Below are 15140 nucleotides of genomic sequence, written 5' to 3'. Positions count from 1 at the left end.
ATAACTGGACCGCGATCATCGCGCCGGATGGGTGCACGGGATAATCTGCGTCAACTTCAATGGTGGCCTTGGCCAGTCCGGGACAGTCCCGCGTCGCCGGCCGGGGCGACCACGTACTTGAGAGGAACCACGTGGCAGCGGGTTTTGATCCATCCGGGCGTCTTCCAGATGTGTTCACCAACGCGGGGACGTCCTCCTTCACCACATTCCTGAGCAAGGCGGCTCCCGAGATGCTGCCCGGCCGTCGGCCGCTGCCGCCGGGCATGGCGGCCGACCTGGCGCCGCACGCGACCACGATCGTGGCCATCTCGGCCGCCGGCGGCGTGGTCCTGGCCGGCGACCGCCGCGCCACCATGGGCAACCTGATCGCCCAGCGCGACATCGAGAAGGTGCACCCGGCCGACGCCTACTCGCTGGTCGGCATCGCCGGCACGGCCGGCATCGGCATCGAGCTGATGCGACTGTTCCAGGTGGAGCTGGAGCACTACGAGAAGATCGAGGGCGCGATGCTCTCGCTCGACGGCAAGGCCAACCGGCTGGCCTCGATGATCCGCGGCAACCTGGGCGCCGCCATGCAGGGCCTGGCGGTGGTCCCGCTGTTCGCCGGCTTCGACCTGGCCGCGAGCGACCCGGCGCGGGCCGGCCGGATCTTCAGCTTCGACGTGACCGGTGGCCCCTACGAGGAGACCGGCTACGACGCGATCGGCTCCGGCTCGCTGTTCGCCAAGTCCGCGCTGAAGAAGCGCTTCCGGGCGGGCCTGTCGATCGACGACGCCACGCGGCTGGCCGTCGAGGCGCTCTACGACGCGGCGGACGACGACACCGCCACCGGCGGCCCCGACCTGACCCGGCGGATCTACCCGGTCGTGATGACCGCGACGGCCGACGGCACGCACCGCCTGACCGACGCCGAGACGGCGGCGATCGCGGAGGGCGTGGTGTCCGGCCGGATGGAGAACCCGGGCGGCTGACCCCGCTTCCGACGCCCACCGAGTCAGCAGTCCCGCACCACCGGCACGAAGGAGAACCGCCGCCGTGGCCATGCAGTTCTACGCCTCGCCCGAGCAGATCATGCGCGACCGCTCCGAGCTGGCCCGCAAGGGCATCGCCCGGGGCCGCAGCGCGGTGGTCCTGAGCTATGCCGGCGGCGTGCTCTTCGTCGCCGAGAACCTGTCCAGCACCCTGCACAAGGTCAGCGAGATCTACGACCGGATCGGCTTCGCCGCCGTCGGGCGCTACAACGAGTTCGAGAACCTGCGCCGCGCGGGCGTGCGGATGGCCGACCTCAACGGCCTCAGCTACGACCGCCGGGACGTGAACGGCCTGGCGCTGGCGAACGCGTACGCGCAGACGCTGGGTGCCATCTTCACCGAGCAGTCGAAGCCGTTCGAGGTGGAGATCTGCGTGGCCGAGGTGGGCGCCACGGCCGAGGACGACTCGCTCTACCGGGTGACCTACGACGGTTCGGTCAACGACGAACCGGGCCGGATGGCGATGGGCGGCCAGTCCGAGGCGATCGCCGGGGTGCTGAAGAACGAGCACCGCCCGGAGATGTCGCTGTCCGAGGCGGTTCGCGCCGCGATGAAGGCGCTGAGCAGCGTCGGCGGTGACGGCGGGGCGGCCCGCACGATCGCCGCCAACCAGCTCGAGGTGGCGGTCCTGGACCGGGCCCGGGTGGGCCGGACGTTCCGACGGATCACCGGGGCGGCGCTGTCGGCGTTGCTGGACGGCGACGCGGAGGGCGACGTGGCTCCGGCGCCGGGGCGGGCGAAGACGCCGACGGTGCCGACCGAGGAGGCGAAGAAGCCGACCACCTCGGCCGGGTCCGCCGACCTGGAGGGCAACCCGGAGGGCAAGACCGGCGAGTGAGGCCGTGCCGTCGGGCCCCGTCACGTCGCGACGTGACGGGGCCCGACGCTGTCCGGGGTGGGACCACACCACCGCACGACGGTGACGCCGCGCGCTGCCCATCGGGGCCTCCGGGCGGCTAATGTCTCATCATGGAACGGCGAATCTTCGGCATCGAGACCGAGTACGGCGTCACCTGCACCTATCGCGGGCAGCGCCGGCTGTCCCCCGACGAGGTCGCGCGGTACCTGTTCCGGCGGGTGGTGTCGTGGGGTCGGTCGAGCAACGTGTTCCTCCGCAACGGCGCCCGCCTCTACCTGGACGTCGGCTCCCACCCGGAGTACGCGACACCGGAGTGCGACTCGGTGACCGACCTGGTGGCCCACGACCGGGCCGGCGAGCGGATCCTGGAGGGCCTGCTCGTCGACGCGGAGAAGCGGCTGCACGACGAGGGCATCGCGGGCGAGATCTATCTGTTCAAGAACAACACCGACTCGGCCGGCAACTCGTACGGCTGCCACGAGAACTACCTGGTGTCCCGGCACGGTGAGTTCGGCCGGCTGGCCGACGTGCTGATCCCGTTCCTGGTCACCCGGCAGTTGATCTGTGGCGCGGGCAAGGTGTTGCAGACTCCGCGCGGCGCGGTCTACTGCCTGTCGCAGCGGGCGGAGCACATCTGGGAGGGCGTCTCCTCGGCGACCACCCGCAGCCGTCCGATCATCAACACCCGCGACGAGCCGCACGCGGACGCGGAGCGCTACCGCCGGCTGCACGTCATCGTCGGCGACTCGAACATGAACGAGGTCACCACGCTGCTGAAGGTCGGCACGGCCGACATCGTGCTGCGGATGATCGAGGCGGGCGTGGTCATGCGGGACCTGACGCTGGAGAACCCGATCCGGGCGATCCGCGAGGTGTCGCACGACATCACCGGCCGGCGCAAGGTCCGCCTGGCGTCCGGCAAGGAGGTCTCGGCGCTGGAGATCCAGCAGGAATACCTGGCCAAGGCGACGGAGTTCGTGGAGCGCCGGGGCGGCGACCAGACCGCCAAGCGGGTGGTGGACCTGTGGGCGCGGGTGCTGCGCGCGGTGGAGACCGGTGACCTGGATCCGGTGGCGCGGGAGATCGACTGGGTCAGCAAGCTGAAGCTGATCGAGCGTTACCAGCGCAAGCACGACCTGCCGCTGTCGCACCCGCGGGTGGCGCAGATGGATCTGGCCTATCACGACCTGCGGCGCGGCCGGGGCCTGTACGGGCTGCTGGAGCGCCGGGGCGAGGTGGACCGGGTGGCGACCGACCCGGAGATCTTCGAGGCGAAGGAGACGCCCCCGCAGACCACCCGGGCGCGGCTGCGCGGCGAGTTCATCCGGCACGCGCAGGAGAAGCGGCGTGACTTCACCGTCGACTGGGTGCACCTGAAGCTGAACGACCAGGCGCAGCGCACGGTGCTCTGCAAGGACCCGTTCCGGGCCTACGACGAGCGGGTGGAACGGCTGATCGCGAGCATGTGACGCCGGCGGGCGGCCGGTGCCCGGCACCGGCCGCCCGGGCACCGGTACGCTGGCGTCGCCATGGACACTTCCGAACCGCAGGGCCGCGAGCGCGGCCAGACCTCCGGCCGCGAGCGGGACGGCGGCACCGAGAAGCTCAACTGGATCGACAGGCGGCGGGAGAAGATCCGCGCCGAGCTCGAGCGCAACCGCCGCGGCGACCACCGGATCCCCACCTGGGCGATGGTGGTCGCGCTGGTCGTGATCGTGGTCGCCTGGATCGGCTTGATCCTCTGGTTCGGCTGATCCGACGCCCGGCTCAGGCGAGCAGGCCGGCGGCGTGCCGGCCGGCGGCGGCGGCGGCCAGGAAGTAGGCGTGGTCGGCGTCGAGGCCGCGACCCATCGTCGACAGGCTGACCGGGCTGGCCCGCAGCGCCGCGTCGAGGCCGTCGGCGGGCACGGTGACGATCCGGTGCCGGTCGGCCAGGGGCGCCAGCGCCGCCGCGACGGCCGCCGCCAGCTCCGTGTCGAGGCCGTCCGGCACGACCAGCTCCGCGGGGGCCAGCGCGACCCGGCCGTACGCGGTGAGGCTGTGGTGGGAGACGCCGCGGTGTCGGGGTCGGGGGTCGGCGGCGGAGACGCGCAGCGAGCCGACCGGGCGCCCGCCGAGCGTTGCGACGGCGTTGACGGCCTCGCCGACGGCGACGCCGGAGAAGCCCCAGCGGGTGCCGGTGCCGAGGTTGCCCGGACCCTGGGCGACGATCGCCAGGTCGGCGTCGAGCACGTGCCGGGCGGCGAGCAGGCCGCTGTGCAGGGTGCTGGCCTCCAGGTCGCCGCCGAACGCCTGCCCGACGGTGACGGTGCCGGCGAGGTGGCCGGCGAGCCCGGCAAGGGTGCGGGAGAACCAGGCGGGCAGCGCTCCGCCGTCGGTGAGCAGGTAGGCCACCCGGGCGCCGGGGGCGTCGGCGTGCGCGCCGGCCAGGATCGCCGGCAGGGCGGAGTGCAGGTCGGCGGTGACCACCGGCATCCCGTCGATCGACTCGGCGGCGGCCAGCCGGGCGTGGTGCGGGGAGGCTTCCTCGTCCACGCCGAGCAGGATCGGTTGCAGCGGGGTGTAGCGGGCCTTGACCAGGTGCCCGGCGTCCCGGGTGTCGACGGCCCGCGGCGGGTCGGCGGGAAGCCGGTCGGGCAGCGCGACGACGAGCGCGTACCCGCCGGTGCCGAGACCCATCAGCAGGGCGTTGGCGTTGAGCAGCACGCGGTCGCCGGCCTCGGGGTCGCCGACCAGCGCCGGGTAGGCCAGGGCCCGCATCGGGGCGCCGTCGGGCAGCTCCACGTCGAGTTCGACGGCGCCGGACCACCGTCGCCGTACCGCCGTGACCGTGCCGGACCGCCATCGCACCATGCCGGCACGCTATCGGCCGGCGTCCGGTCCGCCGGCGGCCGGGTCAGGCGTCCTGGTCGACCGGTCGGCCGGGCTCGTCCTGGGTGGTCCGGGCGCGACTGCCGGCGCCGCGGGAGCGGGTCGGGTCGAGGAAGACGTACGCGATCTCCGGGAACCGGGCGTTGAGGCGCCGTTCGGCCTCGTCGGAGGCGGCCTCGATCTCGGCGCCGGTGGCGTCGTCGCGGAAGTCGACCTTGGCGGCGACGAGGATGTCCTCCGGGCCGAGGAACATGGTCATCAGCGTGTCGATGCGGTCGACGGTGGGCAGCCGCGCCAGCTCCTGCTCGATCTGCTGGTGGGTCCGCTCGGAGACGGCCCGGCCGACCAGCAACGAGATGTTGCTGTGGGCCAGGATGGCGGCGACCACGAGCAGCAGCACGCCGATGAGGATCGAGGCGACGCCGTCGTAGAGTTCGTCGCCGGTGAGGTGGGACAGGGTGAGCCCGGCGGCGGCGATGAGCAGGCCGACCAGCGCGGCGCTGTCCTCCAGGAAGACCGCCTTGACCGTGGTGTCGGCGGTGAGCCGCAGGTAGCGGCGGGGGGTGGTGCGCCAGCGCCGTGACTCGCCGCGCACCTGCCGCACCGCCCGGGCCAGCGACACCGACTCGATGGCGAACGAGATCGCCAGCACGACGTACGCGGTCAGGTAGTTCCCGGTGTGCTCGTGCACCAGGATGGTGGTGACGCCGTGGGTGATGGCGAAGCCCGCACCGGCCACGAACGTGAACAGCGCGGCGAGGAACGCCCAGACGTAGCTCTCCTTGCCGTACCCGAAGGGGTGCCGGGGGTCGGCGGGCCGTGCGCCGCGGCGCAGCGCCAGGTAGAGCAGCAGCTCGGTGGTGGTGTCGGCGACCGAGTGGGCGGCCTCGGAGAGCATCGCCGCGGAGCCGGAGATCAGGCCCGCGACGAGCTTGGCGATCGCGATGGCGAGGTTCGCCGCGCCGGCCACCACGACGGTGCCGACGCTCTCGGTCTTGACTTCCGCTTCCGCCATGCGCTCACCCTATGACCGGCCCCGGTGGGCCGCGCGTCGAGCCGGCGCCGCGCCGCGCCCGCGCGGGTGCCCGCGTCGGACGTGCGGGCTGCTAGCGTTCGGTACGTGTCCCGGACCCGTACCGAACGCCTGGTCAACCTGGTGATCTGCCTGCTGTCCACGCGGCGTTTCCTGACCGCCGCCCAGATCGCCGCGACCGTGCCCGGCTACGAGCACGACCCGGACGACGCCAAGGACCACGAGGCGTTCCAGCGCAAGTTCGAGCGGGACAAGGCCGAGCTGCGGGAGTTGGGCGTGCCGCTGGAGACCGGGACGGCGAGCGTCTTCGACGCCGAGCCGGGCTACCGGATCGCCCACCGGGAGTACGCGCTGCCCGACATCCCGCTGGAGCCGGACGAGGCGGCCGCGGTGGGCATCGCGGCGCGGCTGTGGCAGCACGCCGGCCTGGCCGCCGCCGCGTCGTCCGGGCTGGCGAAGCTGCGCGCGGCCGGCATCGACGTGGATCCGCAGGCCACCCTGGGCCTGGAGCCGATGGTCACGGTCGACCCGGCGTTCGCGCCGCTGACCGCCGCCGCGCGGGACCGGCGCGAGGTCAGCTTCGACTACCGGGTGCCGGACCGGGACGCGCCGACGCGCCGCCGGGTGCAGCCGTGGGGTGTGGTCTGCTGGCGCGGCCGGTGGTATGTGGTCGGCCACGACCTGGACCGGGCGGCGACGCGCTGCTTCCGGCTCTCCCGGGTGGTGGGCGCGGTCCGCTCGACCGGCGAGCCGGGCGCCTACGAGCCGCCCGCCGGGGTGGACCTGATCAGCCACGTGGCCCGCTGGTCGGGGCCGGTGGAGCGCACCGGCCGGGCGACCGTGCTGGTGACGCCGGGGCGCGCCGCCGGGTTGCGGCGCTGGGCGGTGGAGAGCGACGCCGGCCCGGACGCCGACCGGCTGGTGCTGCCGTACGCCGACGCCGACTTCCTGGCCGGCCAGATCGTCGGGTACGGCCCGGACGTGCGGGTGCTGGAGCCGCCGGAGGTGCGCGAGGCGGTCATCCAGCGGTTGAAGGAGGTCGCCGCCCGGCACGACGAGCTGGCGGTCGCCGGGGGTGCCCGGTGACCCGGCCGGCGGCCCGCGCCGGCCGCACCTCGGCCGACCGGCTGGCCCGGCTGCTCAACCTGGTGCCCTACCTGCTGGCCCGCCCCGGCATCGAGATCGCCGAGGCGGCGCACGACCTCGGGGTGACGGAGCGGCAGCTCCGCGAGGATCTGGAGCTGCTCTGGGTGTGCGGGCTGCCCGGCTACGGCCCGGGTGACCTGATCGACATGGCGTTCGACGGCGACCGGGTGACCATCACCTACGACGCGGGCATCGACCGGCCGTTGCGGCTCACCCCCGACGAGGCGTTGGCCCTGGTGGTGGCGCTGCGGATGCTCGCCGAGACGCCCGGGGTGGCCAACCGGGAGGCGGTCGAGCGGGCCCTCGCGAAGATCGAGAGCGCGGCCGGCGACCTGGCCGGGGCGCCGGTCGAGGTGCGGCTGCCCGGCGACAACGCCCGGGTGCGGGAGCTGCGGGCCGCGGTCGAGCGGGGTCGGGCGCTGCGGATCACCTACTACACGCCGGCCCGCGACGAGACCACCGAACGCACCATCGACCCGCTGCGGATGCTGATGGTCGGCGGCCGGGCGTACGTGGAGGCGTGGTGCCGCCGCGCCGAGGCGGTCCGGCTGTTCCGCGCCGACCGGATCGACGCGGTCACCGAGTTGCCGGAGCGGGCCGTGGTGCCGCCGCAGGCCCGCCCGCACGACCTGAGCGACGGCGTGTTCCGGCCCTCGGCCGACCTGCCGTTGATCACGCTGCGGATCGGCCGGGGTGAGCGGTGGATCACCGAATACTATCCGTGCGAGCGGGTCGAGGCCGACGGCGAGCAGTGGCTGGTGTCGCTGCGGGTCACCGACCTGGGCTGGGCCCGCCGGTTCGTGCTGGGGCTGGGCCCGGAGGCGACCGTGGTGGCCCCGGCCGAGCTGGCCGAGCAGGTCCGCGCGCAGGCGGTCGCCGCGCTCGACGCGTACGCGGTCCCGACCGGCACCGCCGACCCGGCGGCGACCGGCGTCACCGGCTAGGCTGACCGCCGTGGTGATCTGGATCGTGCTCGGGGTCGTGCTGTTCGCGCTGGTCATGCTGGCCCTGGCGGTCCGCCCGGTGGTGGCGCGGCTGCCCCGGCTGCGCCGCTCGGCGGTGGCGTTGCAGCGCCGGGCGGTCGAGGCCGAGTCGCTGCGCTCGGCCGCCGAGGAGCTGCAGGCGCGCGCCGAGGCGCTCCAGGAGCGGGCGGCCGTCGCGCAGCGGCGGGTCACGTTGATCAAGGCCAAGCGCGGGGAGTGATCGACGTGGGTCGTTTTCCGCCCGAATGCTCCGGGACGGGTGGTTGACGGGACACTTCGGGTTGGTCGAGACTTCACCGACCGGGCGGCACCAGCAGGCCCGGCGGGGGTGGCAAGCCGCTGCGACGCACGTACGATGGGCGGCGACCCACCACCCACACCGACACAGAGCGACTGGAGCTTCCCATGGGTGCCCTCAAGCCGTGGCACATCGCCGTACTCGTGGTCGTGCTGATCCTGCTGTTCGGCGCGAAGCGGCTCCCCGACGCGGCCCGCTCGCTGGGCCGCTCGCTGCGGATCATCAAGGCCGAGACCAAGAGCCTGCAGGACGACGACCGCGACCTGGCCGAGAAGGCCGACGCGCAGGCCGGCTACCAGCCGCTCCCGCCCCAGCAGCCGGTCCAGGGCCACCCGCAGTACGCGCAGGGTCAGCAGCAGTTCGCGCAGCCCCACCAGCAGCAGTACGCCCCGCAGCCGCAGCAGCCGGTCGCCCCGCCGGTCGACCCGGTGCACCGCGTCCGCGAGAACTGAGCCGAAAGGGCCCCCACCACCGTGGCCTTCGGGTTGAAGAAGCGCGGGCCGAGTTCGTTCGCGCGCGCGTCAGACGGCTCGATGACGCTCATCGAGCACATCCGCGAGCTGCGTAACCGCCTGTTCCGGGCCTCGCTGGCGATCCTGTTCGGCTTCGGTTTCGGCGTCTGGCTCTCCGGGCCGGTGATGCACCTGCTGCAGAAGCCCTACTGCGACCTGCCCAAGGCGCGGTTGATCAACGGCGACTGCAACTTCGTCCAGCTCGGCCCCGCCGACCTGTTCCTGCTGCAGATGAAGGTCTCCCTCTGGGTCGGCCTGATCATCGCCGCGCCGATCTGGCTCTACCAGCTCTGGGCGTTCATCGCGCCGGGCCTGCACCGGCACGAGCGGCGCTACGCCTACCTCTTCACCGCCCTGGCGGCGCCGCTGTTCGCGGCCGGCGCGGTGCTGGCGTTCTTCGTGACGTCCAAGGGCCTGGAGTTCCTGCTCGACGTCTCCGGCGGCGGCGACGTGACCACCACGCTCGACATCACCCGCTACATCGGGTTCGTCACCAACCTGATCCTGCTGTTCGGGGTGGCGTTCGAGTTCCCGCTGATCGTGCTGATGCTCAACTTCGTCGGCCTGGCCAGCGCCAAGCGGCTGCTGAGCTGGTGGCGGGTGGCGATCTTCGTGTTCTTCGCGTTCTCCGCGGTGGTCACGCCGACGCCGGACCCGTTCGGCATGACCGCGCTGGCATTCTGCCTCTCCGCGCTCTACTTCGGCGCGGTGGGGCTGGCGTTCCTCAACGACCGGCGGCGCGGGCGTAACCGGGAGGTCTACGCCGGCATCGCCGACGACGAGGTGTCGCCGCTGGACCTGTCGAACGAGCCGGTGCCGACCGGCGCCCGGATCGAGGCGTCCGCCCCGGTCGAGGCCCCCGCCCCGATCACCGCCCCCGCCCCGATCGAACGCCGCTACGACGACATGACTTGACCCGCCCCGTTCCCGATCCACCCGGCCGCCGTCCCCGCCCACGGGGACGGCGGCCGCGTCTCACCCCAGATCCCCGTGGCCGATGCACCAGTGGCGGCCACGGTGCGTGACGGCTCCCGGATGATGTTCACTTCCACGCGACATACCTCACGGTCATATCTATGACTCTGAGGTATATCGCGCTCTCGGGGCTACTTCTTTTGCTGGCGCGACACACCCGGGAGTCCTGACATCCACCTGCCCCCTGCGGCGGGGTCAGGACACGCGGCGGGCGGCGGTGGGGGAGAGGGGCGGGACGGCGTCGGGGTGGAGGATGGCGGCGATCGCCTCGGCGCCGTCGACCAGACGCGGGCCCGCGCGCACGATCAGCGCGTCCGCGTCCAGCGCCCACACCTCCGCCCCGGGGAACTGCCCCGCCACCTCGGCCGCCTGGTCGGCGGCGCCGTCCAGGTGGAAGCCGCACGGCGCGACGAGCACCACCTCGGGGTCGGCCGCGCGCAGGTCCGCCCAGGTCGTCGGCGTGGACCGGGCCCCGGGGTGGGTGGCCACCGGCGTGCCGCCGGCCACGTCGACGAGATCCGGGATCCAGTGTCCGGCGCCGAACGGCGGGTCCACCCACTCGACGACGGCGACCCGCCGCCGGGGTCGGCCGACCACCGCCGCGCCGATCGCCGCCAGCCGGGCCCGCAGGCCGTCCACCAGCGCCTCGGCGCGCTCCGGCACCCGGGCCGCCGCGCCCACCGCGCGGATCGTGCCCAGCACGTCGTCGAGGGTGTACGGGTCGAGCGACAGCACGTCCGCCGGTGCGCCCAGATGGTCGACGGCGTCGGCCACCCGGCCGGACGGCAGCGCGCAGACGCGGCACAGGTCCTGGGTGAGGATCAGGTCCGGGTCCAACTCGGCCAGCGCGCCGGCGTGCAGGGTGTAGAGGTCCGCCCCGGCCGCGAGCCGCTCCCGGACGTAGGCGTCGATCTCGCCGGGGCTCATGCCGCGGGTGTCCCGCCCGCCGACCACCACCGTGACGTCGGCCCGGTGGGCCGCCGGCACCTCGCACTCGAACGTCACGCCGACCAGTTCGTCACCGAGGCCAAGGGCGTAGACGATCTCGGTGGCGGAGGGGAGGAGGGAGACCAGTCGCATGCCGCCATCATCGCCGCACCGGAGCCGGACATTCGAGCCGCCCTCGGCCTTGCCGGGACGCCACGCCCGCTTAGACTCTGCTGACTTCGCGAAGTCCCCACCCCCGTACCGGTCAGCGCGCTGACCTCCGCTCCGGAGCGCCCGATGAAAAGCCGTACCGCCGCCGTCCTGACCGTCCTCTGCGTCGCCACCACGCTCACCGCCTGCGGTGACGACGAGCCCGCGCCGAAGGGCGAGCAGGTGCCGGTGACCGCCACCGACACCAGTTGCGAGGTCACCACCACGCTCTTCACCCCGGGCACGGTCACCTTCACCGTCACCAACCGTGGGCAGCAGGCTACCGGCGTCTACGTCTACGGCCGGGAGGGCGACCACTTCACCAAGGTGGTCGCCGAGGTGGCCGACGTGCCGCCGGGGCGCACCGGCGACCTGCGCGCCACGCTGGCCACCGGCTCCTACGAGGTGGCCTGCAAGCCCGGCCGGCAGGGCGACGGGGTGCGGACCCGGATCACCGTCTCCGACGACGGCAACGTGGCCAGCGCCGCGGCCGAGACCGCGTACGACCGGGCGGTCGCGATCGAGCTGACCGGGAACACGCTCACCGGCGCCGACGGGTTGATCGCCGAGCCCGGCGAGAAGCTTTCGCTCAAGGTGACCAACAAGACCGCCGGGGCCCGGACGCTGTACGTGCTCAATCCGGACGGAAAGCGGATCGCCGAGCTGAAGGCGGAGCCGAACGGCACCGCGGAGACGGTGGTGGCGCTGGGCGCCGCCGGCAACTGGACGCTCAAGGTCAAGGGCGACGGGGTCGCCGCGGTGAGCCGGCGGCTGGTGGTGCGCTGACCGACGGATCGCGGGCGGGTGCATCCATCGGGGACGGTCCGGGCGAAGCAAGGGTCGTGACGACAGTCACGGACCCGTTCGCTTCGACGAAAGGCTCCCCGATGAACATCGCTCGTCTCGCCGCCCGGCTGGCCGTGGGCGCCACCGCCGCGGCGGTGGCCACCACCGCCGTCGCCGCTCCCGCCCAGGCCGGCGCGAAGCAGCCCGGCACCCGGTCGCTGGCCGCCGTGCTGACCGCCGACAAGAGCGGCTTCGACCGCAACGCGCGGGACTTCGACGTGCTCACCAAGGCGGTCCTGACGGTGCTCCAGGCCAAGCCGGACTCGCCGGTGAAGGTGCTCACCGACGGCAGTGTCGCGCTCACCGCGTTCGTGCCGAACGACTACGCGTTCCGCGAGCTGGTCCGCGACATCACCCATGCCCGGAAGCTGCCCGGCGAGAAGGCCGCGTTCGACGCGGTCGCCGGCCTGGGCGTGGACACCGTGGAGGACGTGCTGCTCTACCACGTGGTGCCCGGCGCCACGATCGACCGCAGGGCGGCGCTCAAGGCCGACGGTGCGGAGCTGTCGACCGCGCTCGGCGCCACCGTCGAGGTCGACGTGCGCAGGTGCTGGTACGGCAAGCAGGTGCGCCTGGTCGACGCGGACACCGACGACCGCGACGCGCGGGTGGTCCGCTACGACATCAACAAGGGCAACAAGCAGATCGCGCACGCGGTGGACCGGGTGCTGCGCCCGATCGACCTGCCCTGACGCGCTGCCACCGACGGCGCCCGGCACCCGTGCCGGGCGCCGTCGGCGTGCGGGGCGTCTCCCCTGGTGGGTCGAGTGGCTCGTGCCGTACGGTGCTCGCCGTGACCGCGCACGATCATGTCCCGCCCGGCCCCGTCGCCGTGCTCGCGAACCCGACCGCCGGCCGGGGACGGCACCGGGGCCTGCTGCCGGAGATCCTGACCCGTCTCGGCCGGGCCGGCCGCCCGGTCGAGCTGCTGCGGGCCCGTACCCCGCAGGAGGCGGAGGCGGCCTGCCACGCCGCGGTGGCCGGCGGCGCCGGGGCGTTGGTCGCGGTCGGCGGCGACGGCACGGTGCATCGCGCGATGCAGGCGGTGGCCGGCACGGTCGTGCCGTTCGGGCCGGTGCCGGCGGGCACCGGCAACGACTTCGCGGTCGAGACCGGGTTCCCGGCCGACCCCCGCGCGGCCGTCGAGGTGATCACCGACGCGCTGGCCGCCGGTCGCAGCCGCCCGGTCGACCTGGCCCGGCTGTCCGGGCCCGGCGGCGACGACCGCTGGTACGGCGCGGTACTCGCGGCCGGGTTCGACGCGATCGTCAACGAGCGGGCCAACCGGATGCGCTGGCCGCGCGGCCCCCGCCGGTACGACCTGGCGATCCTGGTGGAGCTGGCCCGGCTGCGGCCGCGTCGCTACCGGCTGACCCTCGACGGGGTCCCGCAGGAGGTGGACGCGGTGCTGGTCGCGGTCGGCAACGCGGCCAGCTACGGCGGGGGCATGCGGATCTGCCCGGACGCCGACCCGACCGACGGGCTGCTGGACGTGGTGGTGGGCGGCCGGTTCGACAGGCGCACGCTGATGCGGGTGAAGCCGCGCATCTACCGGGGCACCCACGTGACGCACCCGCTGGTGCGCGCCTACCGGGCCCGGACGGTGGAGCTGGCCGCCGAGGGCATCACCACGTACGCCGACGGCGAGCGCGTCTTCGACCTGCCGGTGACCGTCACCGCCGTGCCGGCGGCGCTGCGGCTGCTTCGCTGAGCGTCGGCGGCCCGACCGGCGGTGGGGGCGTGGCGGCTCGGACCGCGCCGACGCTCGCCGCGACCACCAGCGCGATGGCGAGCACCTCGACCGGGTGCAGCGCCTGGCCGAGCACCAGCCAGCCGGCCAGCGCGGCGACCGCCGGGCCGAGGCTCGTCAGCACCGCGAACGTCGCGGTGGGCAGCCGGCGCAGGGCCGCCAGCTCCAGGCTGTAGGGCAGCACCGAGGCGAGCAGCGCCAGCGCGGCGCCGAGCCCCAGCACCGCCGGGTCGGCCAGCCGGCCGCCGGCGTCGACCAGCCCGATCGGCAGGGTGACCAGCGCGGCCACCGCGAGGGCCAGGGCCAGCCCGTCGGCACCGGGGAACCGCGCGCCGACCCGGGCCGAGCAGACGATGTACGCCGCCCACAAAGCGCCCGCGAGCAGCGCGAGGGCGGCGCCGAGCGGGTCGAGGCGGTCGAACCCGCCCTGCCCGAGCAGGGCCACCCCGGCCAGCGCCAGAGCGGCCCAGCACCAGGCCGCCGCCCGGCGGGCGCCGACCACCGACAGCGCCAGCGGGCCGAGCACCTCCAGCGTGACGGCCGGGCCGAGCGGGATCCGCTCGATCGCCTGGTAGAAGATCGAGTTCATGCCGGCCAGGGCCAGCCCGAACGCGACCACCGCCGCCCATCCGGCCCGCCCGTGTCCGCGCAACCGGGGTCGGCACACCACGAGCATCAGCAGCGCGCCGAGGGTCAGGCGCAGCGTGACCGCGCCGGCCACCCCGGTGCGCGGGAACAGCAGCGCGGCCAGCGCGGAACCGAACTGCACCGACAGCGCCCCGCCGAGCACCAGCGCGACCCCGCCGAGCCGGCCCGACGCGGGGAGCGGAAAGGGGTGGGCTGCGGTCACGCCCCTGACCCTAGTCGGGACCGCCGGTCACCCGACCCCGGCCAGGTCGAGCACCGCGCCCAGCCCGTTCGGGCGGCCGGCGTCGGCGGCGGGCAGCACCAGCACCCCGCAGCCGGCCGACACCGCGCCGGCGTCGGCCGGGGTGTCGCCCACCATCAGGGTGTGTTCCGGGTCGACGCCGAGCATCCCGCAGGCGCGCAGGAAGATGCCCGGGTCCGGCTTGCAGCGACCCACCTCGTACGACAGCGCGTACGCGTCGACCAGCCCGTCGAGTCCCCAGGCGGCGAAGAGTGGGCGCAGGTCGAAGCCGATGTTGCTGACCACCGCCACCTTCACCCCGCCGGTGCGCAGCGCGTCGAGCACCGGGGCGGCGTCCGGGTAGGGCAGCCAGCCCTCGGGGACGAGCACCCGCTCGTAGAGCGCGTCGGCGAACCCGTCGATGCCGGTGTCGACGGTCTCCGCCAGCCCGGTGTAGGCGCCCCGGTGGGCGTGCGGGTAGAGGTCGCGGTCGGCCCACAGCTCGGCCAGCCGGGGCGGAACCCGGGCCGGCAGCGGGCCGCCCGCGCGGCCGGCGGTGAGCAGGCGGTCGGCCAGCGAGGTCGCCCGGATCCGGTCCAGCTCGACCCCGCAGGCGGCCGCGGCGGCGAGCACCCATGCCAGCGGCTCCTCCACCTGGGCGAGGGTGCCGTGGAAGTCGAAGAGCACCGCCTCCACCGGCCGGCGGGACGGGCTCGGGCGGACGGCGTCGTCGGCGCCGCGCGAGGCGTGGGGCAGTTCGGTACGGTCCGGCACGTCGTGCACCCTACCGACCCGCTCCGACCGCCCTGCCGGATGGCCTTGACCGGTGGT

The 15140-nt window shown here is 74.1% G+C and carries 17 protein-coding genes; 12 read left to right on the top strand and 5 right to left on the bottom strand.

Annotated features, from left to right (window positions below):
- Nucleotides 1–131: 131 nt before the first annotated feature.
- The 4 genes from prcB (at nucleotide 132) to O7618_RS11185 (ending at nucleotide 3644) form a co-directional block, all read left to right on the top strand.
- Nucleotides 132–971 (top strand): proteasome subunit beta, encoded by an 840-nt coding sequence (prcB, locus tag O7618_RS11200; RefSeq protein WP_278105989.1) that lies wholly within the window; start codon nucleotides 132–134, stop codon nucleotides 969–971.
- 64 nt (nucleotides 972–1035) lie between these two features.
- On the top strand, nucleotides 1036–1869 hold the full coding sequence (gene prcA, locus O7618_RS11195; RefSeq protein WP_278105988.1) for a proteasome subunit alpha: 834 nt from the start codon (nucleotides 1036–1038) through the stop codon (nucleotides 1867–1869).
- A gap of 131 nt (nucleotides 1870–2000) precedes the next feature.
- A complete protein-coding gene (gene pafA / locus O7618_RS11190) occupies nucleotides 2001–3359 on the top strand; it encodes a Pup--protein ligase (RefSeq protein ID WP_278105987.1) in 1359 nt (452 codons plus the stop codon).
- Nucleotides 3360–3419: 60 nt separating this feature from the next.
- The gene (locus tag O7618_RS11185) at nucleotides 3420–3644 is read left to right on the top strand and encodes a hypothetical protein (protein WP_278105986.1); all 225 of its coding nucleotides are present in this window, start codon (nucleotides 3420–3422) and stop codon (nucleotides 3642–3644) included.
- Between the two features lie 13 nt (nucleotides 3645–3657).
- On the opposite strand, the gene O7618_RS11180 is transcribed toward O7618_RS11185, so the two are convergent.
- Together O7618_RS11180 and O7618_RS11175 are read right to left on the bottom strand one after the other, a co-directional pair.
- Nucleotides 3658–4743, bottom strand: a complete 1086-nt coding sequence (locus O7618_RS11180; RefSeq protein WP_278105985.1) for a DUF3866 family protein — start codon at nucleotides 4741–4743, stop codon at nucleotides 3658–3660.
- Between the two features lie 43 nt (nucleotides 4744–4786).
- A complete protein-coding gene (locus O7618_RS11175) occupies nucleotides 4787–5776 on the bottom strand; it encodes a cation diffusion facilitator family transporter (protein ID WP_278105984.1) in 990 nt (329 codons plus the stop codon).
- Nucleotides 5777–5881: 105 nt separating this feature from the next.
- Here O7618_RS11175 and O7618_RS11170 point away from each other — a divergent pair, with 105 nt between their 5' ends.
- The 5 genes from O7618_RS11170 (at nucleotide 5882) to tatC (ending at nucleotide 9648) form a co-directional block, all read left to right on the top strand.
- Nucleotides 5882–6880: a WYL domain-containing protein gene (locus tag O7618_RS11170; RefSeq protein ID WP_278105982.1), complete on the top strand. Its 999-nt coding sequence runs from the start codon at nucleotides 5882–5884 to the stop codon at nucleotides 6878–6880.
- Nucleotides 6877–7884 (top strand): YafY family protein, encoded by a 1008-nt coding sequence (locus tag O7618_RS11165; RefSeq protein ID WP_278105981.1) that lies wholly within the window; start codon nucleotides 6877–6879, stop codon nucleotides 7882–7884. The genes O7618_RS11170 and O7618_RS11165 overlap by 4 nt, the downstream gene beginning before the upstream one ends.
- A gap of 10 nt (nucleotides 7885–7894) precedes the next feature.
- Nucleotides 7895–8143, top strand: a complete 249-nt coding sequence (locus tag O7618_RS11160; RefSeq protein ID WP_278105980.1) for a hypothetical protein — start codon at nucleotides 7895–7897, stop codon at nucleotides 8141–8143.
- A gap of 185 nt (nucleotides 8144–8328) precedes the next feature.
- Nucleotides 8329–8673, top strand: a complete 345-nt coding sequence (gene tatA / locus O7618_RS11155) for a Sec-independent protein translocase subunit TatA (RefSeq protein WP_278105979.1) — start codon at nucleotides 8329–8331, stop codon at nucleotides 8671–8673.
- 21 nt (nucleotides 8674–8694) lie between these two features.
- On the top strand, nucleotides 8695–9648 hold the full coding sequence (tatC, locus tag O7618_RS11150; RefSeq protein WP_278105978.1) for a twin-arginine translocase subunit TatC: 954 nt from the start codon (nucleotides 8695–8697) through the stop codon (nucleotides 9646–9648).
- A gap of 255 nt (nucleotides 9649–9903) precedes the next feature.
- Here the strand turns inward: tatC and O7618_RS11145 are convergent, their stop codons facing one another.
- Nucleotides 9904–10788 (bottom strand): ABC transporter substrate-binding protein, encoded by an 885-nt coding sequence (locus O7618_RS11145; RefSeq protein ID WP_278105977.1) that lies wholly within the window; start codon nucleotides 10786–10788, stop codon nucleotides 9904–9906.
- Between the two features lie 144 nt (nucleotides 10789–10932).
- Here O7618_RS11145 and O7618_RS11140 point away from each other — a divergent pair, with 144 nt between their 5' ends.
- The 3 genes from O7618_RS11140 to O7618_RS11130 all read left to right on the top strand — a co-directional run bounded on the left by O7618_RS11140 (nucleotide 10933) and on the right by O7618_RS11130 (nucleotide 13402).
- A complete protein-coding gene (locus O7618_RS11140) occupies nucleotides 10933–11631 on the top strand; it encodes a hypothetical protein (protein WP_278105976.1) in 699 nt (232 codons plus the stop codon).
- 101 nt (nucleotides 11632–11732) lie between these two features.
- Nucleotides 11733–12383 (top strand): fasciclin domain-containing protein, encoded by a 651-nt coding sequence (locus tag O7618_RS11135; RefSeq protein WP_278105975.1) that lies wholly within the window; start codon nucleotides 11733–11735, stop codon nucleotides 12381–12383.
- 92 nt (nucleotides 12384–12475) lie between these two features.
- The gene (locus O7618_RS11130; RefSeq protein WP_278105974.1) at nucleotides 12476–13402 is read left to right on the top strand and encodes a diacylglycerol kinase; all 927 of its coding nucleotides are present in this window, start codon (nucleotides 12476–12478) and stop codon (nucleotides 13400–13402) included.
- On the opposite strand, the gene O7618_RS11125 is transcribed toward O7618_RS11130, so the two are convergent.
- Complete coding sequence (locus O7618_RS11125; RefSeq protein WP_278105972.1) at nucleotides 13365–14291, bottom strand: EamA family transporter; 927 nt, start codon at nucleotides 14289–14291, stop codon at nucleotides 13365–13367. The genes O7618_RS11130 and O7618_RS11125 overlap by 38 nt on opposite strands.
- Nucleotides 14292–14318: 27 nt before the next feature.
- A complete protein-coding gene (locus O7618_RS11120) occupies nucleotides 14319–15083 on the bottom strand; it encodes an HAD-IA family hydrolase (RefSeq protein WP_278105970.1) in 765 nt (254 codons plus the stop codon).
- Nucleotides 15084–15140 lie beyond the last annotated feature (57 nt).

The organism is Micromonospora sp. WMMD980, from assembly GCF_029626035.1.
Lineage (GTDB): Bacteria > Actinomycetota > Actinomycetes > Mycobacteriales > Micromonosporaceae > Micromonospora.
Note: the sequence above shows the minus strand (reverse complement) of the source record. Positions and strands in the feature narration are given on the sequence as shown.

Coding starts and splice junctions, on each gene's coding strand:
- pafA (WP_278105987.1), top strand. CDS start 2,001: ATGGAACGGCGAATCTTCGGCATCGAGACCGAGTACGGCGTCACCTGC.
- O7618_RS11185 (WP_278105986.1), top strand. CDS start 3,420: ATGGACACTTCCGAACCGCAGGGCCGCGAGCGCGGCCAGACCTCCGGC.
- O7618_RS11180 (WP_278105985.1), bottom strand. CDS start 4,743: ATGGTGCGATGGCGGTCCGGCACGGTCACGGCGGTACGGCGACGGTGG.
- O7618_RS11175 (WP_278105984.1), bottom strand. CDS start 5,776: ATGGCGGAAGCGGAAGTCAAGACCGAGAGCGTCGGCACCGTCGTGGTG.
- tatA (WP_278105979.1), top strand. CDS start 8,329: ATGGGTGCCCTCAAGCCGTGGCACATCGCCGTACTCGTGGTCGTGCTG.
- O7618_RS11145 (WP_278105977.1), bottom strand. CDS start 10,788: ATGCGACTGGTCTCCCTCCTCCCCTCCGCCACCGAGATCGTCTACGCC.
- O7618_RS11140 (WP_278105976.1), top strand. CDS start 10,933: ATGAAAAGCCGTACCGCCGCCGTCCTGACCGTCCTCTGCGTCGCCACC.
- O7618_RS11135 (WP_278105975.1), top strand. CDS start 11,733: ATGAACATCGCTCGTCTCGCCGCCCGGCTGGCCGTGGGCGCCACCGCC.